Raw genomic sequence first — 23,633 nt, 5'->3', positions numbered from 1 at the left:
TTGCGGAAAGCGAGGGGATATGCCAATGAATTCGACGAATGAACCAAACCTTATCGATACATCTCATACAGCAAAAAAGAATGATGCAATGAGCGGAAATATCGAGCAAGCCGTTCGTGCATACAACGAGAACGAAGAACATGACATACCGTTTTCCGGCGTAATCAAAGTCAGCGGCACGGAGGATCAATCTACGGAAGCCGCGTACGGGTACGCCAATCGGAGTGACCAGGTTGCCAATCGCACAACGACCCGGTTCGGCATCGCGTCAGGCTGTAAAATCTTTACGGCGGTAGCGATCTGTCAGTTGGTCGAGCAGGGAAAACTTGCATTCGATACGAAGCTGAGCGATTGCACCAAAGTTTCTTTTCCGAATTTTGATCCAGACATCAATGTACATCATCTGCTAACTCACAGCTCGGGCGTCCCGGATTATTTCGACGAAGAAGTCATGGACGATTTCGAAGAACTGTGGCGCGAGCGGCCGACGTACGGCATGACCAAAGTCTCGCATTTTCTGCCTTTGTTTGCGGAAGAACCGATGAAGTTTGCACCAGGTGAACGTTTTGCTTACAACAATTCCGGCTATATTCTGCTGGGACTGATCGTGGAAAACGTATCGGGGCTAAACTTTCGGGACTACGTGGAGACACACATTTTCAACAGCTGCGGTATGACCGATTCCGGTTACTTCCGCATGGACCGACTACCGGAGCGAACGGCGCTGGGCTATATCGATAGCGAAGACGGTTGGAAAACGAACATCTTCTCGCTGCCCGTCGTTGGCGGACCGGATGGAGGAGCGTTCACGACGATAGGCGATCTGGATAAGTTCTGGAGCGCACTATTTGGTTATCAATTATTGTCGGAAAAGCTGACGCAAAAACTCCTGTCGCCGCAAATCACGGAAGACGAAGATACGGCTTACGGTTACGGCATATGGATCGGAATGGACGGCGAACACGTACGCTGCCGCTATATCATGGGATTCGATCCCGGCGTATCCATGGTATCTCGCGTATACGCCGATTTCGGACTTCGCGTGCACGTACTGGCAAACATCGACGGAGCCGCTTGGCAAGTAGCCGCAGACGTAGGAACAAGTATCCGAGAATCAAAGTGAATTTGATTATTCGAATACGAAGTCGTTCTGACTGAACATCCAAGACTTAACCCTCTCAATATAAGCGAAAAAAAGAAGCTGATCTGACGATCAGCTTCTTCATGTCGAGAAAATCAAACGTAGCTGGAAGCGAGAAGACGGAGAGAGAAATTCAGTTCAAGACGCCTTTGAACTCGGAAAATTCCTTATAAAACTTCCAATCCATCTTTCCGAGTGAGACAGCGAATTGTGAAGCATTTCGAAGAAATGCACTTCGGAAGCCTATGCTGGCAATTTCTCTCGCAGTCTTCTCGCTTCCCCCACACACGTAACTTTCCCGACGCCTTAAAGCGGATCATCATATCAGCTCATGTCTGTTTTTCAAATACCGATAAAGCACGATCCCGCAAACGGCGCTGAGCGCGGCGCATAACCCGATAAACCCGTACCCCGCTTGAAGTCCGCGCAGCAGTCCGACGGAGGAGTTCGCGCCAAAAGCACTTTTTACCCCTTCAATGACAGCCCCGATGATATAGTTCCCGATCACGCTCCCCACGCCCATCAAGGTGACGGTGAACGTAATCGCCGTATCACTGCCGTGCGGATAACGCCGGGCGATAAACGCCATCACGGTCGGGTAAATCATCGCGATCCCGATCCCTGCCGCCGCGAACAGAAAAGCGAATTTCTCGCCGCCCAAGATCGCGCCGAACGTACATATCGCGGAAACGGCAGCGAAAATGATGAGCGACAACGTAAACCCGATCCGGTCCGTCAACGCGCCCAGCAGCAGCCGAGCCAACGCGAAGCAGAGGAAGAACGCGGATAGCAGACCGGAAGCGGACACCGTCGTCCAGCCGTACGCTTTTTCCAAAAAGTTAACCAGCCATCCGCCGACGGCAAGCTCGGATACGACGCCGAACGACAGGATCAGCACCATCAGCCAGATCGCCGGATCCTGCATCAGCTTTTTGAACGGCAAACGGTCTTCATGCGCGATATCGTCGCCGGGAAAACGGCTTTTGAGCGCGGTCAGAATCGGCAGCACGCACAGCGACAACATGATGAGATACATTCCGCGCCAATCCAGCGTCCAGCCGAAGATCGTCACGGACATCAGACCCGTAGCGATCAGCGGCGCGACCGTCGAGCTGAAGCCGTAGAAAAAGTGGGACAGATTCATCATCATGCCCGTATTTTTCACGAAGATCCGTGCGCCGAGAATCGCCAGGGCGATCTCCAGCATGCCGTTGCCGATGTACATCAGGAAGTAGGAAGAGGAGAACACGCCGTAGCTTTGCGATAACGCGATCAGCACGCCGGATAACACCATCGAGCCGAACGCGATTATGCTGACGGCTTTGATGCCCCATTTGCGGACGAGTATGGCGGTGAACGAACAGGCGATGAGGTAGCCGAGCGCGTTCAGCGACAGCAGCGTGCCCAGTTGACCTTCGTTCAAGTTAAAGTCGAACTGAATACGCGGAATCGCGGGGCCTTTGATATTCTCCGAGAAGCCGAATACGATAAAACCGAGAAAAATCGTGATCAATTGCCACATATAGATGCGGTCGATACCGCCGAGGCGTTTTTTCATGCGAGAGTAATTCCTTTCCGGGATGTAAAATAGAGTCGTTAAAACTTATCGATCGATTGCAGGCGATAGGTCAAGCTTTCGAGCGTCGATGTAGTTAGGCCGGACATATATTCAAGACGAGTGTCGGCTTGGACAATCAGCTCCGGCATATGGGCTTCCGGAATATTGCGCAGGCACCCGTCTCGAAGCGCGGATTCCAGCGAAGGATCGACCGCATCCCCCGTGACCGCAATCGATGCCGGGTTGAAAATAGCGATGATCGAGGTGAGCGTCTGAACGGCGATCGCCAGGAATCCGTCCGGCGTCCGAAGTTTCGCTAACTGCTCGTCGCGTGTCAGTCCGGCAAACGGCAGATAGGAGACTTCGCCGCCGAAATCGGTATACCCGTTCAAGATCCGTCCGCCCGCAATAAAACCGGCTCCGGGAAAATGTCCGCGCGGAAACGTCACGACGGCAAAAGGACGTTCTTCCTCGAACTGTTGTTGGTGGTACATCCCGTAGACGGTCAGATTCATATCATTGCTGATCGTCGTGTCGAGGCCGTATTCGGCTTGCAGTCTCGGTCCCAACGATTTGCCCGCAAGACCCGCCGTATCGCAGATTCCGATGATGCCTTCATGAGCGACACCGGGAATGCCGATGCCGATCGCGCGAACGCCGTCGAGTGTTTGCAGTTTATTTCCGATCCAATCCGACAGGAAATCATCATTCAGCACGCCTTCAACGATGAAGCTTTCTTCGTCGGAACGCTCTCCTACCAGATTAGCGACTGCGGTTTGCAAAGAATCGATACCGTTTTCGGATCGGACGATCACGCATAGCACCCGCGCATAATCGGCGTTGAACCAGTATAACTTGGCAGGCCGCCCGCCGCTGGAAGGTTCCGCGTCATGCTCGAACACTTCGCCGCTGGCGGTTAATTCGTTCAAAATGGTTCCGCAGGTCGCGATGCTCAAATTCGTCATGGCGGCAAGCGAAGCTTTGGTAGCCGAACCGGTCGCTTTTAAAGCCTGTTTGATGATCTCGACATTAAGCCGCTTGACCTGAGCCGAATTGAAAGAAGAGGGAATCATAAGGGGATATAACGCCTCCTGTGCAGAAGCCGAAGCTTCGTTATATACTCAAACACTTTTTAAAACCCTTTTAATAAATGAAATATAGCCTATGTAATCGGGACTGTCAACGCTAAAAAAGAAGAAGAAAAAAGCCCATCCGTATCGCGAACTGCGTCTGATGGGCTTGCGTATTGGATTGGAAAAGGGAGTTTACTCGGCAAAGCGAGCTTCATGCTGCAATAGCCATTCTTTGCGCCAAAGTCCGCCCGCATATCCGGTCAGCTTGCCGCCGGAACCGATGATGCGGTGACAAGGCAATACGATGCTGAGTTTGTTCCGCCCGTTAGCCGAACCGACTGCCCGGACAGCCCGCTCGCTGCCGACGGCAATCGCCAGGTCTTTATACGAGCTTGAAGCGGCGTAAGGAACAGCCGCGAGTTCGGTCCATACGGACTGCTGAAAAGCCGTACCGTAGAAAGAGTAAGGAAAATCGAAGCTGCGCCGCTCGCCGCGGAAATATTCGGCAAGCTGGCGACGGCAGATCCGCAGCGCTTCGGGAATATTCGTTTCTGAAGCGTTCTGATCGTTCTCGAATACAAAAGCGTCAGGGAACGGATTGACCGCAGGCCAGCCTTCGGGCATTGCCGTGTCGCTGAACAAGATGGATAGCACAGCCTCATTCGTTCCTTCGATAACAAGCTCGCCCAATGGAGACAGATAGAGTAGTCGATAGGTTGTAGAGGCCTTCGGTAATGCCGTCGCCAAAGCGGATTGTGGAATAGATGGGGTGTTCATGATGAAATTCCTCCTGTTAAGTCGAAATCGAAGATTGCCGCTTTGGCGCTAGCAGCGAATGCCACAGATAAAAGGTGGCGTACGCTTCCCACCCATGCCAGCTCGCGGAAGCTTCGGTCATTTCGGATAGAAGCGGCTTGCGGTCAAGCTGAAGCCCGCGCTTCAACGCCTGTTGCAATCCGGCATCGCCAACGGGAAAAGCGGTCGAATGCCGCAGGCATTTTAACCCTACATAGTCGGCTGTCCAGGCACCGATGCCGCGAATCGCCAGCAGCGTCTCGCGAGCTTCGGCTATTTCCATATTCAGCAGCATTTTTTTGTCCAACTTGCCTTGCTCGAACAGCTGCGCGATGCCGATGATGTATTCCGCTTTGCGTCCCGAGAATTGCAGCGGCTTCAGGTCGTCCGGCGACAGTGCGGCAATTCGTGCAGACTTAGGGAACAGGAAGAAGGGCTTATTAGTAGAAAAGGTTGTGTTCAAGTCTGCGTCCGCAAGCGGTTCGCCGTAGGTTTCGACAAGCCGCTTTTTCATCGTGTAGGCAAAGCCTAAACTGATCTGCTGACCCGTGATCGACCAGACCAGCGCTTCGAACAATTCCGGAATCCCGATGAGTCGTAAACCCGCATGGGCAGACACGACCGGATGAAGGATGGGATCTTGCTTCGCCAGTGCATAGAACGGAAGCAAGTCGTCATCCAGACCGAACCATTCCCGCACGTAACTTGCCGCGGCGGAGCGTGTTTCAGGCGCGACGTTTCCTTGTGGAAACCCAATCTGAAGAGAGGCAGAATCGGCTGCATAACGGAGTTCCAACAATACAGGGATTCCATCCAGTTCCACAGGTTTATAGACCCGATCACCTTCGATCCGATGCATGATTTCAACATCCGATCGACCCAGATAAGCCAAGCATTCACTCCAGCTAAACGGCTCGGTAACCTGAAGATTCAGCGGCAGTGATTCGGAGTGTTCACGTTCTAAGGACAGATAGTCAGACGGGGGCATCCTAATAGCGACCTCCTTTCGCGTTAACTAAAATCTGTTTTGACAGGGAATCAGCGTCCCCGTAGTTGGTCCGAACTTAGAATCATTTGGCAGTAGCTGATGGTGGGGCTTGCCGTTGCCCGGCAGATGTTGGCTGTCGCGGAATTTTGCGCCGCGCGGCTTCGCGCACGATCGGCGCACCCTGATCCCGGTATTCGCCAGGCGAGCACCCATGATGGCGTTTGAACGCTTTATAGAAATTCGAGGGGGTATGGAAGCCCGACTCGTAACAGATATCCAGATTGGATTTGTCGCTGCATCGCAGCAAGTGTGCGGCACGGTCTACGCGAACCTTTTCCAAAACCATGCGCGGAGTCTCGCTCGTCTCCTGCTTGAACAGCCGTTCGAGATAATAGGTGCTGAGTTTAACGTGATCCGCAATATCCTTCAGCAGCAGATTTTCCCGGTAATGTTCCACGATAAAGGAGCGGGCCTTGAGCACGAATTCATTCCACGGCGAGTGTTCGAATTCCGGTTGGCATCTTTTGCACGGGCGATATCCTGCGGCTTCGGCTTCGTTCAGACGGACATAGAACTCCACGTTTTGTTTTTTCGGCTTGCGGGATCGGCAGGATGGGCGGCAGTAGATCCGGGTCGTTTTGACGGCCGTGAAAAAGAGTCCGTCGTATCTTGCGTCGCAAGCCATAATGCGCTCCCACATCTCTTCGAAAGACAGGCGGATCGTTCCAACGGTTGTGTTCATAGGTGCGGCTCCTTTCCGGTTCGGCGGTGACTGATGTGTTCATTGTAACAGGATGAGAGGGAAAAGGACTCCTCATTATTGCGGTTAAGGTCGGAAGCTGCTTTTCGAAAACGGGGGAGGGGCGCCTTGAGCGGGCGTCTGGAAATGCTTCAAGATCCTGTTCGTAAAAGAAAGGATAGGCTGCGTAGGCTGCGAGAGAAATTCGTTCAAGCCGCTGTCTCACTCGGAAAGATGGATTGGAATTTTTGTAAGGAATCTTTCCGAGTTCAAAGGCGTCATGAACTGAATTTCTCTCTCCGCCTAGCGGCATCCGTTTAAGAGATTAGGATCGTTTGAAAAGATTCAGGGCAGCCCAGCTCAAGAGGCTTTGGGAAAGAGGTTTTCGAAAAGAGCTTTTTGGGGGAGTAAGTGGGGGATATAAAAAGGGGTACAACAGATCAGATGTCCGTTGTACCCCTTAGTAACAGATCGCGGTTAAGCTTAGCTGTTGAAATCAGCTATTGGCTAAGTATTCTTTAATGCCCGCTACGATGGCTTTGGCTACTTTTTGTTGGAAAGCGTCCTGCATCATCAGCTTTTCTTCGTTGGCGTTGGTCAGGAAGCCGATTTCGAGCAGGGCGGCGGGCATGGTCGTTTTGCGAATGACGAGATAGTTGGCTTGTTTGGAGCCGCGATCCCGGAATCCGGTAGCCGCCAAGACATGCTTTTGAATGGTGTCCGATAAGGCTTTGCTGCGTTTGGTATCCGCATAGAACGTCTCGGTTCCGCCTGCGTTGGATGATGCGGCGTTGCCGTGGATCGACAGGAAGACGTCGGCTTTGGCGTCTTGGGCAATTTTGACGCGTCCGTCCAGCGGGATAAAGGTGTCATCGGTTCGCGTCATGATCAGGTCGATATTCGGTTCCTGCTTGAGCAGCGAGGCGACCTTCAGGCTGACGCTCAGTACCATGTCTTTTTCCTTTTTGCCGGTCACGCCGATACCGCCGGGGTCCTGATCGCCGTGTCCGGGATCGATGACCACGACTTTTTTGCCGCCGGTGCCGATCGGTGCGGCCGCGCCGTCGTCGTTCAGATCGACGAGTACCAGATTGCCTTGCGTATACAGCTTGTGTCCGGTCGAACGGTTGAGATCGATCACGACCCGTACCGTAGACGGACTTTGGCTGAACAGCGAGTAACGAACCTGCTTGACCGCCGAAGAACCGGTTACGGGCAGGGTGACGACTTGTCCCGTGGATGCCGTTTGGTTTTGAAGCAGTCCCGGTCCGAACGAACTGCCCGGCAGGTCGACCACGATCCGATCGGGGCCTGCGAGCACGGAACCTTGGGGCTTCACGGAGCTGTCCGCCGAGATCGTCAGACGATTGTCGCTGAAGCTGATACTGTTGATCGACGCCGTGTTCGAATCGGCAGGCGGTGTCGACGTATCTGTCGGAGGCGTGGTCGGAAGGGAAGGGGCTTCAAGCTGCGTTTGCAGATAAACGGTACCTGAAGACTGTTCCCATCGAACGGCCAAGCCCATTTGCGAGCCGACGAAACGAAGCGGTACATAGGTCGTATTCGAACGAACAAACGGGGCTTGCTGCATGGTAATGCTACCCGAATATGAAGCTGCCGTCCGGCTGCCCAGAGTCAAGGTCAACGAGGCTGGAGCCGTTCCGATCTGTATTCGTCCTGTCGCCTGATTCCAATTCACCGAGTGGCCGAGTTGTTCGGAAACAACGCGAATCGGCACCATCGTTGTTCCGCCAATCGTAATGGCCTGGGCGTTATCCAGCTTTCGGCCGTCCAACATAATTCCGGGTTCAGTCGTTGCGGCAGAAGCCTGTCCGATTGTGCCGGGCAGAGCCAGCGTAACCGTGAGCACGATAGCCAGAAGCATGGCGGCTATCTTTTTCCATAACTTTCGTTCGAATCTCATTATCACTACTCCCTTCAAGCTAATAGACGCAATTACGATTAAAAAGTTTCTCTAAGGCAAAATAAATTGATTCAGGAAAAATTAGTTGCCGAGTAAAACTTATAGGCTGCAAAAACAAAAAAGAACCCGCGATTGCGGGTTCTCAGATTGTCGATAAAGTCACGTGGCGTGGGAAGCCAGAAGGCTCCAAGAAAAATTCGTTCAAAACGCTGTCTCACTCGGAAAATGGATTGGATTTAAATAAGGAGTTTTCCGAGTTCAAAGGCGTTTTTCACTGAATTTTTCTCTCCGCCTTCTGGCTTCCAGCTACGTTGAACTTTTTCGACATCTGAGAACCTACATTGCAGGTTCTATTTTTTAGAAAGAAGAGAAAGAAAAGAGCAGGAAGAAAGGATCAGTTCACGCCCAGATATTCTTTCAAGCCCGCGACGATCGCCATGGCTACTTTTTGCTGGAAGTCTTCTTGCATCATCAAAGTTTCTTCTTCGCCGTTACTCAAAAATCCGACTTCGACCAGTGCGCCGGGCATGGTCGTTTTGCGAATGACGACGAAGTTGGCTTGTTTAGAGCCGCGGTCGCGGAAGCCTGTCGCCTGCTGAACGTGTTTTTGGATCGTGTCGGACAGCGTTTTGCTGCGAGCTGCATCGGCGTAATACGTTTCGGTGCCGACCGCGCTGCTCGCGTTGGCTTTGTTGCCGTGGATGGACAAAAATACATCCGCTCCGGCATTATTGGCGATCTTGGCCCGGTCATCCAGCGCGATAAACGTGTCGTCGCTGCGCGTCATAATGACGTCGATATTCGGCTCCTGCTTGAGCAGCGCAGCTACTTTTAATCCGACCTGAAGCACCATGTCTTTTTCTTTGACGCCGGTAATACCGACGCCGCCCGAGTCATGGTCGCCGTGTCCCGGATCGATCACCACGACCTTTTTGCCGTCCGTTCCGATAGGCGGAGCCGTTCCGTCGTCGTTCAGATCAACGAAGATCAGATTGCCTTCCGTGTAGATGTTGTATCCGACAGCCCGATTCAGATCGATCACCACTCGAACCGTAGAAGGGCTTTCGCTGAACAGCGAGTATCGAACTTGCTTGACCAGGGAAGAATTTTCTACGGCCAGCGTACCGACTTGTCCCAATCCCAGGCTGCCGTTGGCAAGCAACCCTGGTCCGAAAGCGCTGTTCGGCAGATCGACAACGATCCGGTCCGGGCCTGCCAATGAAGAGCTTTTCGGCGTTACGTTCGCTCCGGCCGATATCGTCAAGCGGTTATCGCTGAAGCTGATGGCATCGATTGACGCGTTATTCGAAGGAACGACAGGCGTTGGGTCCGGCGTCTCGACGGCGGGCGGAAGAGATGGGTCTTGAGCCGGAGTCTGCAAAAATACGGTCCGGGAAGCCTGCTCCCACTTGACGCCGAGACCCATCTGGGAACCGACGAAGCGCAGCGGTACATAGGTGGTGCTGGAACGAACGAACGGCGGCTGCTCCAGTTGTACGCTGCCTGAAGCCGAATCCGCCGTCGTGCTTCCGATCGTCAGTACGAGCGGCGAGGCTTCTCCTCCGATCGTCACGCGTCCCGCGGATTGGTTCCAATTGACCGAATAACCCAATTGTTCGGAGACGACGCGAATCGGTACCATCGTCGTTTGGTTGACGATGACCGGCTCTGCCCCGTTGATCGTCTGACCGTCCAATACGATGCTTGCTTCGACCGCGGCGGCTGCGGACGCGTGCCGAACCGTTCCGGGAAGCGTAAAGAGCGCCAACAGCATAAGAGCGGCAAACACCACGATGCTCTTTTTCCAAGCAAAATTTCCGAGTTTCATTCTCACTTCTCCTTTGAATGATGTATGTACTTGATGGCATGACGAGTAACCTTTATATAAATTGGACGCCCAAGGCGGGACTAAAGTTTCACCTATACAAAAAACATACCTACAACCAAAATAGAACATGATGCCGCAAAATTCAAGTGACTTTGATTTGACAGAATAGCAGGAACGCCGTATGCTCTGAATAAATCGTAATAATTACTATTAAAGTTTCGAGGTGAACCCAAATGGAAGAGTTCGATTGTCTGGTCGTCGGCGCCGGCGCCGCGGGCTTAGGCATAGCATGTGTGTTGCAGGATTTGAAAATCGGCCGTTTCGCCGTGGTGGATCGCGGCGGAATCGGCTCTTCTTTTCGGCTTTGGCCGAAGGAGACGCGCATGATCACGCCTTCTTTTACCGGAAACGCTTATGGTCTGCTTGATTTAAATTCGATATCGCTGCGCACGTCTCCTGCTTTTACGCTGGGAACGGAGCATCCTTCGGGAGACGAATATGCGGATTATCTGGAAGCGTTGGCCGCTTATCGCAAGCTGCCGATCTACGCGAATACCGATATCACGGCTATTCGTCCCTTGGAAGGCGGCGGATTCGAACTGGACAGCAGCCGCGGCCTTATGCGGAGCCGTTATGTGATCTGGGCCGCGGGCGAGTTCCAGTATCCGAACACGGACGCTTTTCCCGGAGCCGAATATGCCATGCACAGCAGTCTCGTTCGTGAATGGGCGGCGCTTCCGGGCGACGAATATATCGTGATCGGCGGATACGAGAGCGGCGCGGACGCGGCGATTCATTTGGCTAGGCAGGGTAAAAAGGTGACGATCATCGATCATAGCGGGCGCTGGACGGAGAAGGGGAGCAGCGATCCCAGCTTGACGTTATCACCGTTTACGAAGGATCGTTTGAAGGATGTCGAAGACGGGAAAATTAAGCTGTTGGCGGGTCACGAGGTGCATTGGATCGAGCCCAAGGATGATGGAGGCTACCTGCTCTACAGCGAAAATGCAAATGGCGAAGAAAGCTTTTTGCACACGCCTCATCCTCCGATTTTGGCAAATGGCTTTACAGGCAGCTTGCGTATGGTGGAAGACCATTTTGCGAAAAGGGAAGACGGAGCCGTGCTGCTGAACGAATACGACGAGTCTACCGTGACGCCCGGGTTATTTTTGGCCGGACCTAGCGTGGTGCACGACGATCTGATCTTTTGCTTCATTTATAAGTTTCGTCAACGCTTCGGCGTTGTGGGCGGAGAGATTGCCAGACGGCTGGGACTCGACCTCTCTCCTCTGAACGAATATCGGCGGGAAGGGATGCTGCTGATCGATCTGTCCTGCTGCGAAGAGGACTGCACGTGTTAGCACGCAAACCGAAGCCGGATGCCGAGCTGCGTTCAACCGTGCTGGTCGGTTTCGAATCGGCAGGGAAATCGGCTTTGTTCCGCGGGCTGACCGGTCAGGATACGGGGGAGGAAGCGAACTTTCGCGGATCAACGGTGACCGCCAGGCGCGCGCTCTGGTCGGCCGGGGAAGAACTGGTTGATCTGCCCGGACTTCAAAGCAGCGGAGACAGCCAAGTGACGCGTGACGCTCTACGGGAATTGAAGCTGGCGGATCAAGTCGTGCTTGTCGTACGCGGCACGCATTCCGCGCTTGAGCTGCCGCTTCTGCTGGAAGCGGCACGGGCCGATGGGCGCCGCGCCGTGCTCGTGCTTACTTTTGCGGATAAAATGCCCGGCGGAACGGATGAGTTGAAGCTTCACTATGAGCGTACGCTTGGTATTCCGGTGCTTTCCGTTGACGCTCGCCGCGTTGACGAAGATTGGAAAAAAGAGCTGTCACGGCGTTTGGCGTCCGCATCCGTGCTTCGCCAAACCCCGGCTTTCCCGGCTGCGGCGGCAGCTTCTGCAATCCCGCCGCAGCAGACGTTGTTTGAGCATACACGTTATGGACGGCTTGCCGCGCTTGTCGCCTCGATATTTTTGTTCGCTGTTCCCGTCATGCTCGCGTATCTGCTGTCTACGGCGCTTCAACCGCTGGCCGATATCGGCTTGCTTGATCCGCTTCGATCATGGGCGGCGGGGTGGCCTTCGTTAGCGAATGCGATGCTGGTCGGGGATTACGGCATATTTACGCTCGGGATCTATTCGTTCATTTGGGCTTTTCCGGTCGTGCTGCTGCTTGGAATCAGCCTGGCTTTGACCGAGGAGAGCGGGCTTAAAGATCGAATCACCGATGCGCTTGATCCCTGGATGCGCCGTATTGGGTTAAACGGCCGGGACCTGATCCCGGTATTGTCCGGTTTCGGATGCAATGTGGTCGCCGTTTTCCAAAGTCGGACGTGCGGCCTATGCTCCCGAAAATCTTGCGTATCGTTGATCGCTTACGGTTCGGCGTGCAGTTACCAGATCGGCGCATCGCTGTCGATCTTCGGCTCGGCGGGTCGTCCGTGGCTGTTCCTTCCTTATATAGTTGTGCTGACTGTCGTCGGCGCTTTGCATACGCGGGTCTGGAATCGGGGAGCATCCGGCTTGGCGGAGCCTGGCTACTCGCCTGCGACCTTTCTTCAGCGTCCAGGGCTGCGTGCGGTCAGCTGGAAGGTACGCGGAACGGTCAAGCAATTTTTGCTTCAAGCGATGCCGATTTTTCTGATGATTTGCGCAGCGGCGTCTCTGTTGGAATGGAGCGGACTGTTGAATGGATTGTCGCGCGCGGCGGCACCGCTGCTCGGTTGGCTGCATTTGCCCGCTGAAGCGGCGGAGAGCGTGCTATTTTCGATTCTGCGTAAAGACGGTCTATTAGTATTGAACCGCGGAGAAGGCGACTTGCTGGCTTCGATGAATGCGGGACAGGTATTTACGCTGGTTTACTTGGCTTCGACGCTCACTGCTTGCTTGGTTACGTTGTGGGCGGTTCGTCGGGAGCTGGGCTGGAAGTTCGCTTCTTCGCTCGCAGGCAAGCAGGCGGCGACGTCGATCGTGACAACGGCGGGGCTGGCGCTGCTGTTTACCTTTTTAAACTAAAACGATAAAGGCGGGAATATCGATGAGTACGCTGGAAACGAAAAGATTGGAAGCTTTGCTTCGCGGTTATATTTCGGAAAAAATTCCGCCGAGCATGCGCAGGGCGGTGCGAATCGTGTACCGGATGGAGGAGGACCGCGTGACCTTGAGCGAGGAGCGTCCGGAGCCGCCGCGTTACGGCTGGCAAGGTAAGGATCTGGCGCAGTTTCGTTTGGAGCAGGGAGCTTGGAACCTATACGCCAAAACGGAAGACGGAAAATGGGCCGCGGCGCCGTCGCTGGCACCGCAGCCCGATTTCGAAGATCAGCTGGAACAGTTCGAGCTTGATCCGGAAGGGTTGTTTTGGAGGTGACGGGAACTGCGAATTCGGCGAAGGAGGCGCTGCGGGAAAAATCGTTCAAGACGCTGTCTCGCGCAGAAAGCCTCCGGCTTTCTTTGCTCAAAGGCGTCTTTCACTGATTTTTCCCTCCGCTTAGCTTCTGGGAGTCGCATTTTTGGGGAGGTTAAGAGAAGAAAAGATAAAACATACAAGAAAAAGCAGTCTCAAAGCGAAAAGGCTTGAGGCTGCTTTTGATTTTTATATTGCGCTTTTCTTTGGGTATCGGACCCGCGCTATGGCGTCGTGTTGGTGGATGGATTCTTCGTTGCGGCATTCGAGATCGAAAGAACGGATGAAGGGGCATTCGACCAGGTCGGCGGCGATGAGGCGGGCTAGGTCTTCGACGAAGCGGGGGTTTTCGTAGGCGCGCTCGGTGACGAGCTTTTCGTCGGGCCGTTTGAGAACCGGATGCAACGGAGCGCTGGCGTTGGATTCGGCGGCGTCGAGCAGCAGGGCGCACCAATTATTGTCGAGCTGTTCGGGATCGACTTCGGCTTGGATTTGGACGGTTCCCCGTTGATTGTGGGCGCTGTATTCGCTGATTCCTTTGGAGCAGGGGCAGAGCGTGGTTACGGATGCCCGGATGCCGACGGTTAAAGAAAATTCGGGTTGGCTGTGCTTGTGATAACGGGCTTCGATGCTTAGTTCGGCGTGCGCAAGGCCGACTTGGCCGGAAACGGGAGCGCTGCGCTCGTAGAACCACGGGAATTCCAGCTTCAGCGTTGCGCCGTCTTGCTGCATGGCTTCGGCCAGTTCGCGGGTGAAGGCGTTCAGGGAAGCCGGATCGGACACGAAATCGGTATGACGATAGCGTTCCAATTGTTCGGTCAGGCGGCTCATATTGATCCCTTTTGCATCACGGGAAAGGGTAGTCGTCAGTTCCAGCGAGGCAATCGGCGTTTGCTGGGCAGGGGCCAATGGAGAGCGGAACAAGATCGGGTGCTTCACGGAAGACACGCCGACTTGATCCAGGTCGAACCAATAATCTTCCCGGCGGTTTTGCAGGTCAAGCATTTGGTCTTTGCTTGTAGGTTTATCGCCCGGAATAGGAGGAACGCTTCCGAATTTGCGGTGACGTTCCTTTTTGGGCGGAAAATGCAGATCGGTCATAAAGGCATCAGGACTCCTAAGCGTTTTCCTTTAATAGTAATGTATACGATTAATAAGTCAACAGCTTGGGAGCGTAAGTTTATGTCGTACTGCGCTGGACCAAGTGGAACTTCAGCGGACGCAGCGGCAGATCGATATGTTCGATGCGGTTGCGAATGATCGAGAACGCGTTGCCCGCCTGTTCGTTCACCGGATAATGAATCGTCGTCAGATCGAGCATGTCCGCGAAGTCGAGATTGTCAAAGCCGCAGACGGCGAAATCTTCCGGGATTTGCAAGCCGAGCCTGCGCGCTTCCGCGACCATGCCTGCCGCGACACGGTCGTTGGTAGTGGCAAACGCGTCCGGGATGCGTCCGTTTTCCAGCCACCAGCGGACCATTTGTTCCCCGTGACGGGTGTTGCCCATGTTATCAAAAGACGGACAAGCATTGGGATCAAGGTCGTATTTTCGGCAAAAGTCCTGAAAGGCCTCCATGCGGCTTTGCGTATTCAGTCGAATCGGAGCGCCGTAAATATTGCAGATTCGGCGATAACCTTGCGCATATAGATGTTCGAGCGCGATCATGTATCCGTCATATTGATTCATGAATACCGAAGGAACATTTTCATGCACGATTCGCTGCCAAGATACGATCGGGCCATATTTCGTATAACCGGCAATCACGGACAGTTCGCTCTGGAACATAACGAACACGAGCGCGTCTACCTGTTTACGACGTAAGGCTTCGAGTGCTTCAAGCTCTTTGAATACGTCGCTGCCCGTCATGAACAGCGTCACGGTATACCCGTTCTCTTCGGCCGCCCGTACGAATCCTCCGGTAAACAGGCTGACCGATTCGATAAAAGCGGGGGCGACCAGACCGAGTCTGCGCGTGATTCCCGTTTTGAGCGAAAGGGCGTTCAGGTTTGGCGCGTAATCGAATTCTTCGGCTACGGCTAGCACGCGGCGCTTTTTTTCTTCGCTGACATAGCCTTTTCCGCTGAGCGCACGAGACGCGGTGGAGGGGGATACGCCAGCACGTTTTGCAATTTCTTTGATATTTGTCATTTCTGCCACCCCCTTTGACCAAAAGTATATCAAAAAACAATTTTTTTCGCAGAGGACGAAAAAAGCTGTTGACCTGAAATCGATGTCACAAATTATGCTTGGAACATCCAAACACACGGTGAACGACGAAAGGGAGGCGGCAACCATGAAAATTACGCAAATCATCAACGACCATATGGTGATCGCGCAAGAAGAACAAGCGGACGAAGTCATCTATTGGAAGAAACAAGCGACGGGCGGCGAAGGAGAGCTTTTGTTTGCCACACTCGAAAACGCATTCGATATCATTGAGCGACGTTTCGGCATCGGAAGCTCTGACGTATCGGTATTGACGTATCGGCGTTTTGCCGAGCATATGCGGACCTCGGTGCGTCGCGCACTGCGTACGGAAGACCGCAGCGCGGCAACGGACGGCACGCTCGGCTGTTTGATTCGCGAGCATATGCCGGAATGCTACGAATGCGCGGGCGAGATTCGAAGCGACCTGGAACGCCGAAGCGGCGCCCGTCTACCGGATGATGAACTGCTCGATCTGATGCTGCACGTGCATAAGGTAGTCTCGAGCGGCGCGAAGCGCGGCGCCTGAGCGCTTTCGCATCCTTGCCGCGCAGACCGTCGAAAGAATTGCTCATACCCCTGAATGCTTAGTCGAAAAAGGAACGTTCCCTCGGAAACGTTCCTTTTTCGCTTGTAACGGAAAAGCGCTTTTTCAGCAGTCTTTCTTGAGGTTCGCCGTTCGTTCGAACGTGGCTTTAATTTTCGCCCGCCGTCCGGCTTGCGGATAGCGTTCTCAATCGGCGAATATCGACAAGCGGCGGCCGGCCGAACAACCTGGCGTATTCGCGATTGAACTGGGACGGGCTTTCGTAACCGACGCGAAAAGCGGCTTCGGCGGCTTGGACCGGTTCGCAAAGCAGCATTCGACGCGCTTCTTGCAGCCGGATCTGTTTTTGAAATTGAAGCGGGCTCATCGCCGTCACGTCGCGGAATCGTCGATGCAGCGAAGACGGGCTCATGCCCGCCTCCCCGGCCAGCTCGTCGATGCGCAGCGGTTCGTTATAGCTTTCACGGATGCGCCGGATCACTTCGGCGACGGAAGCGGCATGTCCCGCTCCGGGCGCCATCTGCCTAATCGATCGTCCCTGTCCGTCCCGCAGCGCCCGATACAAAATTTCCCGCGCCGCCATCGGGGCCAGCACCGGAAGATCCTCGGGCGTTTCGAGCAAACGCACGAGGCGCAGGAATGCGTCCAGCATGCCGGAAGCCGCTTCGCTGACGTACAATCCGCGCGCGGTCGAGGTCCGTGCAGCGGAACCGTCTTCCGTTTCGCGGAGCAGTTCGAGCACCTGCTGCGGATCGATCCGCAGGCGGACGGCCAGATACGGATGTTCGGCCGACGCTTCGGTCACCTGACCGGAGATCGGCAGATCGACCGATACCGCGAAGTACTGCGAAGGTCCGTAGCGGTAGGCTTCGTTTCCGAGCAGGACGAGCTTGCTTCCCTGGGCGACGAGGCAGATCGACGGTTCGTAAACGGTATAGACCGGGACGGCATCTTCGGAGCTGCGAATCAGCGACAGCGGAGGGAAGTCCGTCTGGTACGTGCCGTCGATCGCGGAGAATCGGGCAATCGAGCCGGCAAGCTCCGCAAGCTTTTCGTTGACGGTGGAACGGGCGGTTGAAGTCGACATTACGGGAATCCTCCTTTATACGGTTCTGCGCGGATTTTCTTCGATTATACAATGCGAAGCTTCGCGTGCGAACAGCTTTGCGCGGAATAGGCAATTTTTTGCGTCGATCGTTCTACCTCCCGCATCCGCGAATCCTTCATACTGAACCAGAACCGAAACGAGAGGAGGACGAATCATGAACGCGAACGGAGACAAACGCGAAAATGAAAAACCGCATCCTTACGTCGGCATGTGGGTGACCGCGGACGGCCTGATCCGTCAAGAACTGCTGCGAAACGGACGTTACGACGAAGCCCGCGGCAGCTGCGTCAGCGCGTACACCGGCAGCTACACCGTCAAAGGAGACCATATCGATTATATCGACGATACCGGATTCACGGCGGACGGCGAATTTCGCGAAGACGTGCTGTATCACGGAGGCATGATTTTTTACCGGCAAAAATAAAAAAGGCTGCGGCCGAACCTTTCAAGGAGGAACGAACATGAATACGGAAAAACGGCAAACGAACGGCGTGGAAGGCAAAGTCGTCCTGATTACGGGAGCCAGCAGCGGAATCGGCGAAGCATCGGCGCGCTTGCTGGCGAAGCAGGGAGCCGAAGTGATGCTGGGCGCAAGACGCGTCGAGCGGCTGGAATCGTTGACGGACGAGATCCGCTCGGCGGGAGGAACCGCGGAATATCGCAAGCTGGACGTGACCGATCCGGAAGACATGGAAGCGTTCGTGAACGAAGCGGTCGAAAAGTTCGGCCGCGTCGACGTTATCGTCAATAATGCCGGCGTCATGCCGCTGTCCAATCTGGAAGAACGCAAAATCGACGAATGGAACCGCATGATCGACGTTAATATCCGCGGGGTGCTGCACGGCATCGCGGCGGGCCTGCCCGTCATGCAAGCGCAAGGAGGCGGACAGTTCGTCAACGTCGCTTCGATCGGCGCTTACGAGGTGACGCCGACGGCCTCCGTGTATTGCGCGACCAAATACGCCGTCCGCGCCATTTCGGAAGGGCTGCGCATGGAGACGGGGCGTTCGATCCGCGTGACGCTCGTCTCGCCAGGCGTGACCGAATCGGAGCTGGCCGACAGCATTTCCGACGAGCATGCACGCGCGGCGATGCGGGAATACCGCAGAATCGCGCTGCCTGCGGAAGCGATCGCCGAAGCCGTCGCGTACGCGATCGCCCAGCCGGAAGGCGTCGACGTGAATGAACTGACGGTGCGGCCGGCGAAGGACGCAGTTTGAAGAGGTGCAGGAAGACCATGAAAAGGTGCCGCTATCCATAAGAACGGTTGTGATCCGTGGAAACGGTACTGCACGAAAGCCCGGCCGTTCAACGCGCCGAAGTCCGTTCGGACTTATAAGATGAAGAAAGCCGACGCTCCCGAATAGTCAAGCCCCTATTTTATGGACAGTTAAAAACACCCTAAGAAATGAACTGACGTCGGTACTCTACCGGCGTCAGTTTGTTTAGTTTTCTCTGTGGTCGTTTGGTGTTGTAAAAGCGAATGTATTGCTCGATCCGTCTTTGCGCCTCGTCCAAACTTCGGATAGAATACGGATAGAGTCCTTCCGTTTTTAAATGCGAGAAGAAGCTCTCTATGGAGGCATTGTCATAACAATTGCCCCCGCGAGACATGCTGATTTGGGCGCCAACCTTGGGCAGCATGTCGTGGTAAAGATGAGACGTGTACGGGGCTCCACGGTCACTGTGAATGACCACACCCGTCACGTCTTTTCGTTTGCGGAACGCTTTCTTGAACGTCTGCTTCACGAGTTCTTTGTCCGGGTGTTCTCCGATCTGGTAGGCGACAATTTCGTTATTAAACAGATCCTTGACTGCGGAGAGATAGAGCCAACGCTCGCCAACTCGGTACTGCGTGATGTCCGTTACCCACTTTTCGTTCGGTTTGTCGGCTTTGAAATGTTGGTTGAGTACATTTTCTGCGACGAGTCCGGCTGCGTCTGCGGTATATCTGTACCTGCGCTTTTTGCGGACTCTGGCTTGAATCCGGAGCTTCTGCATGAGTCGGAGTACTTTCTTGTGATTCATCCAGATTCCACAATCCTGCCACAGAAAGAGTTGAAGCTGGCGGTACCCGTAAATGCCGTTGTATTTCCAATAGATGGCATGAACAAGCTTGGCGTCTGCGGCTTCAGGTGTAGCCTCTTGTCGCTTTAACCAAGCGTAATATCCACTTCGAGAAACACCAAAGATCTGGCATAGCCACCGAATCGTTTGGTTCTCGTTTACTTGTCGAATAAGCGCATACTTGGCTTGAGTTTTTCCTCCTTCCAGATGGCTAAGCACTTTTTTAGCAGCGTATTCTCCCGCTTCAATCGCTCAATTTGTCGGTCTGTATCTTGATATTCTTCTTTTCGTCCTCGCTGATCCAGCAGGCCAAACTCGCCTTGCTCTCGATATTTCCTGACCCACTTTCTGACTCGATCTGCATCTTGAATTTGGAAATGTGCGGTAATCTTTCGATACGTCCATTTCTCTTCGATGTGTAACCGAATCGCTTCTCTTTTCAGTTCGACCGGATACGACTTAAAGGTTTGTCCTTTTTTTGCCATAAAAAATGCACCCCCAAATGCTCATTAGTTTACCCAAGGGGTTTTCTAATGTCCATTTTAAGGGGTGCACTCTACGAAAGGAGGCCGGCTTTCTTTGCTTATTTCTTTTTTCGGAAGAAGGAGCGGTTTAACGGATTCGGGAATCCGGCTCTGCATCTTGCGCATGCTCCGTGCGGAATTGCCGCGCGACGCTCTGCATGCCGTCCGCCACTTCCGACAGACGACGCGAAATGTCTTCCAGTTCGCGCGCGGAGCGCTGCTGCTCGTCGGCGCTTGCGGAGACTTCTTCGGTCATGGCCGACGTCTGTTCGGTCGCCGCGGCGATATCGTTCATATGCTGTTCGACTTCACGGCGCGCGCCCTGCATATCGCCGGCCCGGCGATCCAAGCGTTCGGCCAACGTCTCGATTTGTTGTGAAATCCGGGATACTTCGCCAAACGTTTGCAGGCATTCAGCGATCTGGGTTTCTTGTTCGCTTGCGCTGACGCGGTTCGATTCGAAATGTTCGTTCATGCGGCTGACTTGCCCGACGAAAGAGCCGAGAATGGTTTCGATTTCTTGAATGGAATCTTTCGACTGCTGGGCCAGCAGTCCCATTTCTCCCGCGACGACCGCGAAGCCTTTGCCTGCCTCTCCCGCCCGGGAGGCTTCGATCGTGGCGTTCAGCGACAGGATCTGCGTCTGCTTGACGATCGAATTGAGCCGGTCGCTGACCGAAGCGGCCAGCTTCGATTTGCGATCGAGTTCCGCGGACATTTCGGTCAGGTCGACGGTACGCCGCATGTTATCCCGACTTTTGTCCAGCAGAATTTCGTGTTCCCGGCTGACCTCGGCTTGCACGGCTCCCAACCGTTCCGAGACGCCGGTAAACTGATGCACGTAAGAAGCGACTTCGTCCATCATGCCGCCGAGCCGATCGGTCAACTGCGCGGCGCGTTCCGTTTCCTCGGCCTGCTGCATCGAACCCGACGCGATCTCGCGAATGGCTCGGGTCAGTTCTTCGGCCTGCTTGTTGTTGGTGCCCGCCGTGGTTCCGACATGCGCGGCCGACTGCACGAGCGTATCGGAATCGTTTTTGATTCGCACGATCATGTCTTTGATTCGGGCTGTCATTTTTTCGGTCAGAACGGCGATATCGCCGAGCTGGTCGCCGGTAATCCGCTTAACGGAAGTATCGAGATTGCCTTCGGACACTTGCTCCAGCCCTTTTTTGATTCCGTTTACCTGCTTGAGCAGACGATTGACCACCAGCAGCATGACGAGCATCGATAGCAGCAAGACGGCGGCGAACAGCGGAATAATGATCTTGTAAGAATCGGCCAGCGTGTTCGACGTCACTTGTTCGAGCGTATTCGCGTCGACGTCGATGCCTAAGTACCCGATCACGCTTCCGCCGTCGTCGCGGATCGGAGTGAAGGACGAGAACAGGTCGCCCCATTCTTCGCTGTGCACGACAGGCGTATTGACCGTTTCGCCTTGGAGCAGCCCGGTATCGACGTCCGCATCGAAGGAAGCCTCCGTTCCGAACGGGCTGTACTCTTCGTCGTCCCAAGCCGCTCCGTCCACGGTGTAAATCCAACCCGCGTCCGTTTTGTTCAACATGTATGCATACAGAACGCCGGCCTGCTGGCGCAGCGTGCTCAATTCTTCCCGAAGCGTACGATAGGCGGAAGAACTTTCGCCGTCCGCATATACGGTTTCGATGGCGTCGGACTGCGTGCCCAAGCGGGCAGCCGTGTTTTCTGCCAATCGGCGGGTATCCTCCTGCATGGTTGTCAAAGCGGCCTGCTCGATTGCCGAACGCGTCGTTAGCATGACAAGTATGCCGATCACGACAAGCGGAACCAGAATGATCAAGTAAAGTTTTGTTCGTAAACCGAATATTTTTTGTTTGCCTGTTTTCAATGCGATGAGCCTCCTTGATGAATGTCCACCTTTCATTATCGTCGAAAGATTACGGAACTTGAATAGCTTGCATGCTTGAATTCGGCAAAATGTTTACTTCATGGATACAATTCATTGGCTTTTTCGAGATATTCCTCGGGTATATTGAGTTGAACAAGAAAAACGCATTCCAACCACCCAAGGAGGACACAAATCATGAAATCGAAAAAATTCATCGCGGCAGCAATGGTAGCAGGCATGGCACTTTCCGCTTCGGTCGGCGCTTACGCCGCATCCAACATCGAGACGATCAAGGCGCAGCTCAACTACGGTCTGGGCTTCGTCGTGAACGGCCAAGCTTACACGCCTAAAGACGCAGCAGGCAAAAGCCTCGATCCAATCGTCTACAATAACACCACGTATCTGCCGGTTCGTGCACTGGGCGAGGCATTGAATGTACCGGTCACGTATGATGCAGCCGGACAAAAAGTGGTAATCGGCGCGAAAAGCGGAACTGGCAATCCAGGCACTTCAACAGGCGAGACGCAATCCGGTCTGACTGCCGTCACGTATACGGCTTCGCAAAAATCGGCAGCCAAAGCGGCATTCGCGGCATTTGAAGGCTTCGAAACTGCTTATGCTCCGATGCAGGCGACGACAGGGGATAAATTCCACAGCGTGGGCGCCGGCGGCGATTCCGTCACTTACGTGTTCGATAAGATGAAGGTAGCCGTCGCGCCGCGCGACGATTCGTTCGGCTACGATCTGACCCCGGTTACGCTCTCCAACGGCGTGAAAGGCAATTGGTACAAGCCGTCCGACAAAGATATGCTGACGTTCCCGGTCGGCGATCGTTTCGTGACTATCTGGTCCGACAACGGCAGCCTGACCAAAGCGCAAATTCAGGCGGTAGCGGTACACGTGGAAAAAGCTTCGTTCTGATCGTCCGATAGAAAAAGGGACCCTGAAAGCCGGAATTCCGGCTTTCAGGGTCCCTTTTTTCGTATTTAAGTGTTCGCGGCAGCGATCATTCGCTCCGCGCTGCATATAGCGATTGCGTGTCTTGATCACGCAGCAGTCTTTTCGCGGATCGCGCCAGAAAAGCGAGGGCGAGATCGGAAAAAGCATTGCCGAAGCTGAAGCGCCGAACGCCGAGCATTTGCAGATGGGAGACCGAAGTCAGTCCCGGCAGCGACATGACGTTCAGCGGGAGCGGCGAAGCCGATGCGACGGCGGCGATCTCCGCGTCTGCCGACAAACCGGGGACGAAGATTCCGTCGGCGCCGCCGTCGGCATAGGCGCGTACGCGAAGCAGCGTTTCTTCAAAAGGATCGGACACGCCCGGCATCAGGTAAGTGTCTGTACGCGCATTGACGAAAAAGCCGCCGAAGCCGCGCGCGTCGAGCGCGTTTCGAAGCAGGGCCAGCAGCCGTGCTTGTTCGGAGACGTCGCGCAGTCCGTGCCTGTCTTTCGGCGAATCTTCGATATTCAATCCGGCCGCGCCCGCGTCCGCGACGCGCAGCGCATTGTCCACGATGTCCGCGTGTTTCGAAGCATAACCCGCTTCGATATCCGCCGATACCGGAATGTTCACCCGGGCCGCGATGTCGCGGACGATCGCCGCAAGCCGGTCGAACGGAATCTCTTCGCCGTCGCGCATGCCCGACGCTTGAGCGATGCCGTAACTGGTCGTGCCGATCGCCGCAAAGCCGGCTTTTTCCAAAGCCGCGGCCGAAGCGGGATCCCAGGCGTTGCCGAGAAACAGCAGGCCTTCTTCTTCATGCAAACGCCGAAACTCGGCGATGGACGAAGCGGAGCGGCTTGCGGTACGGGAATGTGAAGACAAAGGGTTATCGGTGTTAGGTTTCATGGTTTTAAA

22 protein-coding genes are annotated in these 23,633 nt (G+C 54.5%); 8 read left to right on the top strand and 14 right to left on the bottom strand.

All coding sequences use genetic code 11. The features are described from left to right. Positions 1–88 precede the first annotated feature (88 nt). Positions 89–1,123: a serine hydrolase domain-containing protein gene (locus SACSAC_RS22790; protein WP_037293587.1), complete on the top strand. Its 1,035-nt coding sequence runs from the start codon at positions 89–91 to the stop codon at positions 1,121–1,123. Positions 1,124–1,460: 337 nt separating this feature from the next. On the opposite strand, the gene SACSAC_RS22785 is transcribed toward SACSAC_RS22790, so the two are convergent. The 7 genes from SACSAC_RS22785 to SACSAC_RS22755 form a co-directional block, all read right to left on the bottom strand. Then, complete coding sequence (locus tag SACSAC_RS22785; protein ID WP_037290672.1) at positions 1,461–2,699, bottom strand: MFS transporter; 1,239 nt, start codon at positions 2,697–2,699, stop codon at positions 1,461–1,463. Between the two features lie 38 nt (positions 2,700–2,737). Continuing rightward, positions 2,738–3,772: an ROK family protein gene (locus tag SACSAC_RS22780; RefSeq protein WP_037290670.1), complete on the bottom strand. Its 1,035-nt coding sequence runs from the start codon at positions 3,770–3,772 to the stop codon at positions 2,738–2,740. 192 nt (positions 3,773–3,964) lie between these two features. Then, positions 3,965–4,549 (bottom strand): methylated-DNA--[protein]-cysteine S-methyltransferase, encoded by a 585-nt coding sequence (locus tag SACSAC_RS22775; RefSeq protein WP_084778298.1) that lies wholly within the window; start codon positions 4,547–4,549, stop codon positions 3,965–3,967. Between the two features lie 16 nt (positions 4,550–4,565). Beyond that, positions 4,566–5,555, bottom strand: coding sequence for a DNA-3-methyladenine glycosylase family protein (locus SACSAC_RS22770; RefSeq protein ID WP_051507341.1), 990 nt, complete (start codon positions 5,553–5,555; stop codon positions 4,566–4,568). 82 nt (positions 5,556–5,637) lie between these two features. Continuing rightward, the gene (locus SACSAC_RS22765; protein WP_051507340.1) at positions 5,638–6,297 is read right to left on the bottom strand and encodes a bifunctional transcriptional activator/DNA repair enzyme AdaA; all 660 of its coding nucleotides are present in this window, start codon (positions 6,295–6,297) and stop codon (positions 5,638–5,640) included. 493 nt (positions 6,298–6,790) lie between these two features. Then, the gene (locus SACSAC_RS22760; protein ID WP_051507339.1) at positions 6,791–8,218 is read right to left on the bottom strand and encodes an N-acetylmuramoyl-L-alanine amidase; all 1,428 of its coding nucleotides are present in this window, start codon (positions 8,216–8,218) and stop codon (positions 6,791–6,793) included. A gap of 394 nt (positions 8,219–8,612) precedes the next feature. Next, positions 8,613–10,046 (bottom strand): N-acetylmuramoyl-L-alanine amidase family protein, encoded by a 1,434-nt coding sequence (locus SACSAC_RS22755; RefSeq protein WP_051507338.1) that lies wholly within the window; start codon positions 10,044–10,046, stop codon positions 8,613–8,615. A gap of 233 nt (positions 10,047–10,279) precedes the next feature. Between SACSAC_RS22755 and SACSAC_RS22750 the strand changes: the two genes are divergently transcribed. The 3 genes from SACSAC_RS22750 to SACSAC_RS22740 are packed head-to-tail and all read left to right on the top strand — an operon-like array spanning position 10,280 to position 13,420. Then, complete coding sequence (locus SACSAC_RS22750; protein WP_037290667.1) at positions 10,280–11,407, top strand: NAD(P)/FAD-dependent oxidoreductase; 1,128 nt, start codon at positions 10,280–10,282, stop codon at positions 11,405–11,407. Beyond that, entirely contained in the window at positions 11,401–13,068 is a 1,668-nt protein-coding gene (locus SACSAC_RS22745; protein ID WP_051507337.1) for a nucleoside recognition domain-containing protein, read from the top strand. Before SACSAC_RS22750 ends, SACSAC_RS22745 begins: the two co-directional genes overlap by 7 nt. 22 nt (positions 13,069–13,090) lie before the next feature. Beyond that, complete coding sequence (locus tag SACSAC_RS22740) at positions 13,091–13,420, top strand: DUF3024 domain-containing protein (RefSeq protein WP_037290664.1); 330 nt, start codon at positions 13,091–13,093, stop codon at positions 13,418–13,420. Between the two features lie 225 nt (positions 13,421–13,645). Here SACSAC_RS22740 and folE2 read toward each other — a convergent pair whose 3' ends face one another. Continuing rightward, positions 13,646–14,557 (bottom strand): GTP cyclohydrolase FolE2, encoded by a 912-nt coding sequence (gene folE2, locus SACSAC_RS22735; RefSeq protein ID WP_037290662.1) that lies wholly within the window; start codon positions 14,555–14,557, stop codon positions 13,646–13,648. A 79-nt stretch (positions 14,558–14,636) separates the two neighbouring features. Beyond that, on the bottom strand, positions 14,637–15,605 hold the full coding sequence (locus tag SACSAC_RS22730; RefSeq protein WP_037290659.1) for a LacI family DNA-binding transcriptional regulator: 969 nt from the start codon (positions 15,603–15,605) through the stop codon (positions 14,637–14,639). A 145-nt stretch (positions 15,606–15,750) separates the two neighbouring features. On the opposite strand from SACSAC_RS22730, the gene SACSAC_RS22725 reads away from it, so the two are divergent. Continuing rightward, the gene (locus tag SACSAC_RS22725) at positions 15,751–16,191 is read left to right on the top strand and encodes a PRD domain-containing protein (RefSeq protein WP_037290657.1); all 441 of its coding nucleotides are present in this window, start codon (positions 15,751–15,753) and stop codon (positions 16,189–16,191) included. 166 nt (positions 16,192–16,357) lie between these two features. On the opposite strand, the gene SACSAC_RS22720 is transcribed toward SACSAC_RS22725, so the two are convergent. Beyond that, positions 16,358–17,296, bottom strand: a complete 939-nt coding sequence (locus SACSAC_RS22720) for an AraC family transcriptional regulator (RefSeq protein ID WP_037290654.1) — start codon at positions 17,294–17,296, stop codon at positions 16,358–16,360. A gap of 175 nt (positions 17,297–17,471) precedes the next feature. Between SACSAC_RS22720 and SACSAC_RS22715 the strand changes: the two genes are divergently transcribed. Next, positions 17,472–17,741: an Atu4866 domain-containing protein gene (locus tag SACSAC_RS22715; protein ID WP_037290651.1), complete on the top strand. Its 270-nt coding sequence runs from the start codon at positions 17,472–17,474 to the stop codon at positions 17,739–17,741. A gap of 37 nt (positions 17,742–17,778) precedes the next feature. Further along, complete coding sequence (locus tag SACSAC_RS22710; protein ID WP_037290648.1) at positions 17,779–18,537, top strand: SDR family oxidoreductase; 759 nt, start codon at positions 17,779–17,781, stop codon at positions 18,535–18,537. 181 nt (positions 18,538–18,718) lie between these two features. Here SACSAC_RS22710 and SACSAC_RS22705 read toward each other — a convergent pair whose 3' ends face one another. The 3 genes from SACSAC_RS22705 to SACSAC_RS22695 all read right to left on the bottom strand — a co-directional run bounded on the left by SACSAC_RS22705 (position 18,719) and on the right by SACSAC_RS22695 (position 21,775). Beyond that, on the bottom strand, positions 18,719–19,603 hold the full coding sequence (locus SACSAC_RS22705; protein WP_169833786.1) for an IS3 family transposase: 885 nt from the start codon (positions 19,601–19,603) through the stop codon (positions 18,719–18,721). Beyond that, positions 19,543–19,869 carry a helix-turn-helix domain-containing protein gene (locus SACSAC_RS22700; protein WP_037288693.1) on the bottom strand — a complete coding sequence of 109 codons (327 nt, stop codon included), beginning with the start codon at positions 19,867–19,869 and terminating at the stop codon, positions 19,543–19,545. The genes SACSAC_RS22705 and SACSAC_RS22700 overlap by 61 nt, the downstream gene beginning before the upstream one ends. Before the next feature lie 127 nt (positions 19,870–19,996). Further along, positions 19,997–21,775 (bottom strand): methyl-accepting chemotaxis protein, encoded by a 1,779-nt coding sequence (locus SACSAC_RS22695; RefSeq protein ID WP_037290646.1) that lies wholly within the window; start codon positions 21,773–21,775, stop codon positions 19,997–19,999. Between the two features lie 195 nt (positions 21,776–21,970). Here SACSAC_RS22695 and SACSAC_RS22690 point away from each other — a divergent pair, with 195 nt between their 5' ends. Continuing rightward, positions 21,971–22,696: a stalk domain-containing protein gene (locus tag SACSAC_RS22690; protein WP_037290644.1), complete on the top strand. Its 726-nt coding sequence runs from the start codon at positions 21,971–21,973 to the stop codon at positions 22,694–22,696. Between the two features lie 85 nt (positions 22,697–22,781). Here SACSAC_RS22690 and SACSAC_RS22685 read toward each other — a convergent pair whose 3' ends face one another. Beyond that, positions 22,782–23,624 (bottom strand): isocitrate lyase/PEP mutase family protein, encoded by an 843-nt coding sequence (locus SACSAC_RS22685; protein WP_051507336.1) that lies wholly within the window; start codon positions 23,622–23,624, stop codon positions 22,782–22,784. Between the last annotated feature and the right edge of the window lie 9 nt (positions 23,625–23,633).

This window comes from Saccharibacillus sacchari DSM 19268 (assembly GCF_000585395.1).
Lineage (GTDB): Bacteria > Bacillota > Bacilli > Paenibacillales > Paenibacillaceae > Saccharibacillus > Saccharibacillus sacchari.
The sequence above is the reverse complement of the archived record's forward strand: the minus strand, read 5'-3'. Positions and strand labels throughout refer to the sequence as shown.

What these genes read in the sequence shown, in the direction of transcription:
- SACSAC_RS22740 (WP_037290664.1), top strand. Translation starts at nt 13,091, where the DNA reads ATGAGTACGCTGGAAACGAAAAGATTGGAAGCTTTGCTTCGCGGTTAT.
- SACSAC_RS22720 (WP_037290654.1), bottom strand. Translation starts at nt 17,296, where the DNA reads ATGTCGACTTCAACCGCCCGTTCCACCGTCAACGAAAAGCTTGCGGAG.
- SACSAC_RS22750 (WP_037290667.1), top strand. Translation starts at nt 10,280, where the DNA reads ATGGAAGAGTTCGATTGTCTGGTCGTCGGCGCCGGCGCCGCGGGCTTA.
- SACSAC_RS22775 (WP_084778298.1), bottom strand. Translation starts at nt 4,549, where the DNA reads ATGAACACCCCATCTATTCCACAATCCGCTTTGGCGACGGCATTACCG.
- SACSAC_RS22725 (WP_037290657.1), top strand. Translation starts at nt 15,751, where the DNA reads ATGAAAATTACGCAAATCATCAACGACCATATGGTGATCGCGCAAGAA.
- SACSAC_RS22760 (WP_051507339.1), bottom strand. Translation starts at nt 8,218, where the DNA reads ATGAGATTCGAACGAAAGTTATGGAAAAAGATAGCCGCCATGCTTCTG.
- SACSAC_RS22755 (WP_051507338.1), bottom strand. Translation starts at nt 10,046, where the DNA reads ATGAAACTCGGAAATTTTGCTTGGAAAAAGAGCATCGTGGTGTTTGCC.
- folE2 (WP_037290662.1), bottom strand. Translation starts at nt 14,557, where the DNA reads ATGACCGATCTGCATTTTCCGCCCAAAAAGGAACGTCACCGCAAATTC.
- SACSAC_RS22690 (WP_037290644.1), top strand. Translation starts at nt 21,971, where the DNA reads ATGAAATCGAAAAAATTCATCGCGGCAGCAATGGTAGCAGGCATGGCA.
- SACSAC_RS22765 (WP_051507340.1), bottom strand. Translation starts at nt 6,297, where the DNA reads ATGAACACAACCGTTGGAACGATCCGCCTGTCTTTCGAAGAGATGTGG.
- SACSAC_RS22710 (WP_037290648.1), top strand. Translation starts at nt 17,779, where the DNA reads ATGAATACGGAAAAACGGCAAACGAACGGCGTGGAAGGCAAAGTCGTC.
- SACSAC_RS22685 (WP_051507336.1), bottom strand. Translation starts at nt 23,624, where the DNA reads ATGAAACCTAACACCGATAACCCTTTGTCTTCACATTCCCGTACCGCA.
- SACSAC_RS22785 (WP_037290672.1), bottom strand. Translation starts at nt 2,699, where the DNA reads ATGAAAAAACGCCTCGGCGGTATCGACCGCATCTATATGTGGCAATTG.
- SACSAC_RS22700 (WP_037288693.1), bottom strand. Translation starts at nt 19,869, where the DNA reads ATGGCAAAAAAAGGACAAACCTTTAAGTCGTATCCGGTCGAACTGAAA.
- SACSAC_RS22730 (WP_037290659.1), bottom strand. Translation starts at nt 15,605, where the DNA reads ATGACAAATATCAAAGAAATTGCAAAACGTGCTGGCGTATCCCCCTCC.
- SACSAC_RS22715 (WP_037290651.1), top strand. Translation starts at nt 17,472, where the DNA reads ATGAACGCGAACGGAGACAAACGCGAAAATGAAAAACCGCATCCTTAC.
- SACSAC_RS22790 (WP_037293587.1), top strand. Translation starts at nt 89, where the DNA reads ATGAGCGGAAATATCGAGCAAGCCGTTCGTGCATACAACGAGAACGAA.
- SACSAC_RS22770 (WP_051507341.1), bottom strand. Translation starts at nt 5,555, where the DNA reads ATGCCCCCGTCTGACTATCTGTCCTTAGAACGTGAACACTCCGAATCA.
- SACSAC_RS22780 (WP_037290670.1), bottom strand. Translation starts at nt 3,772, where the DNA reads ATGATTCCCTCTTCTTTCAATTCGGCTCAGGTCAAGCGGCTTAATGTC.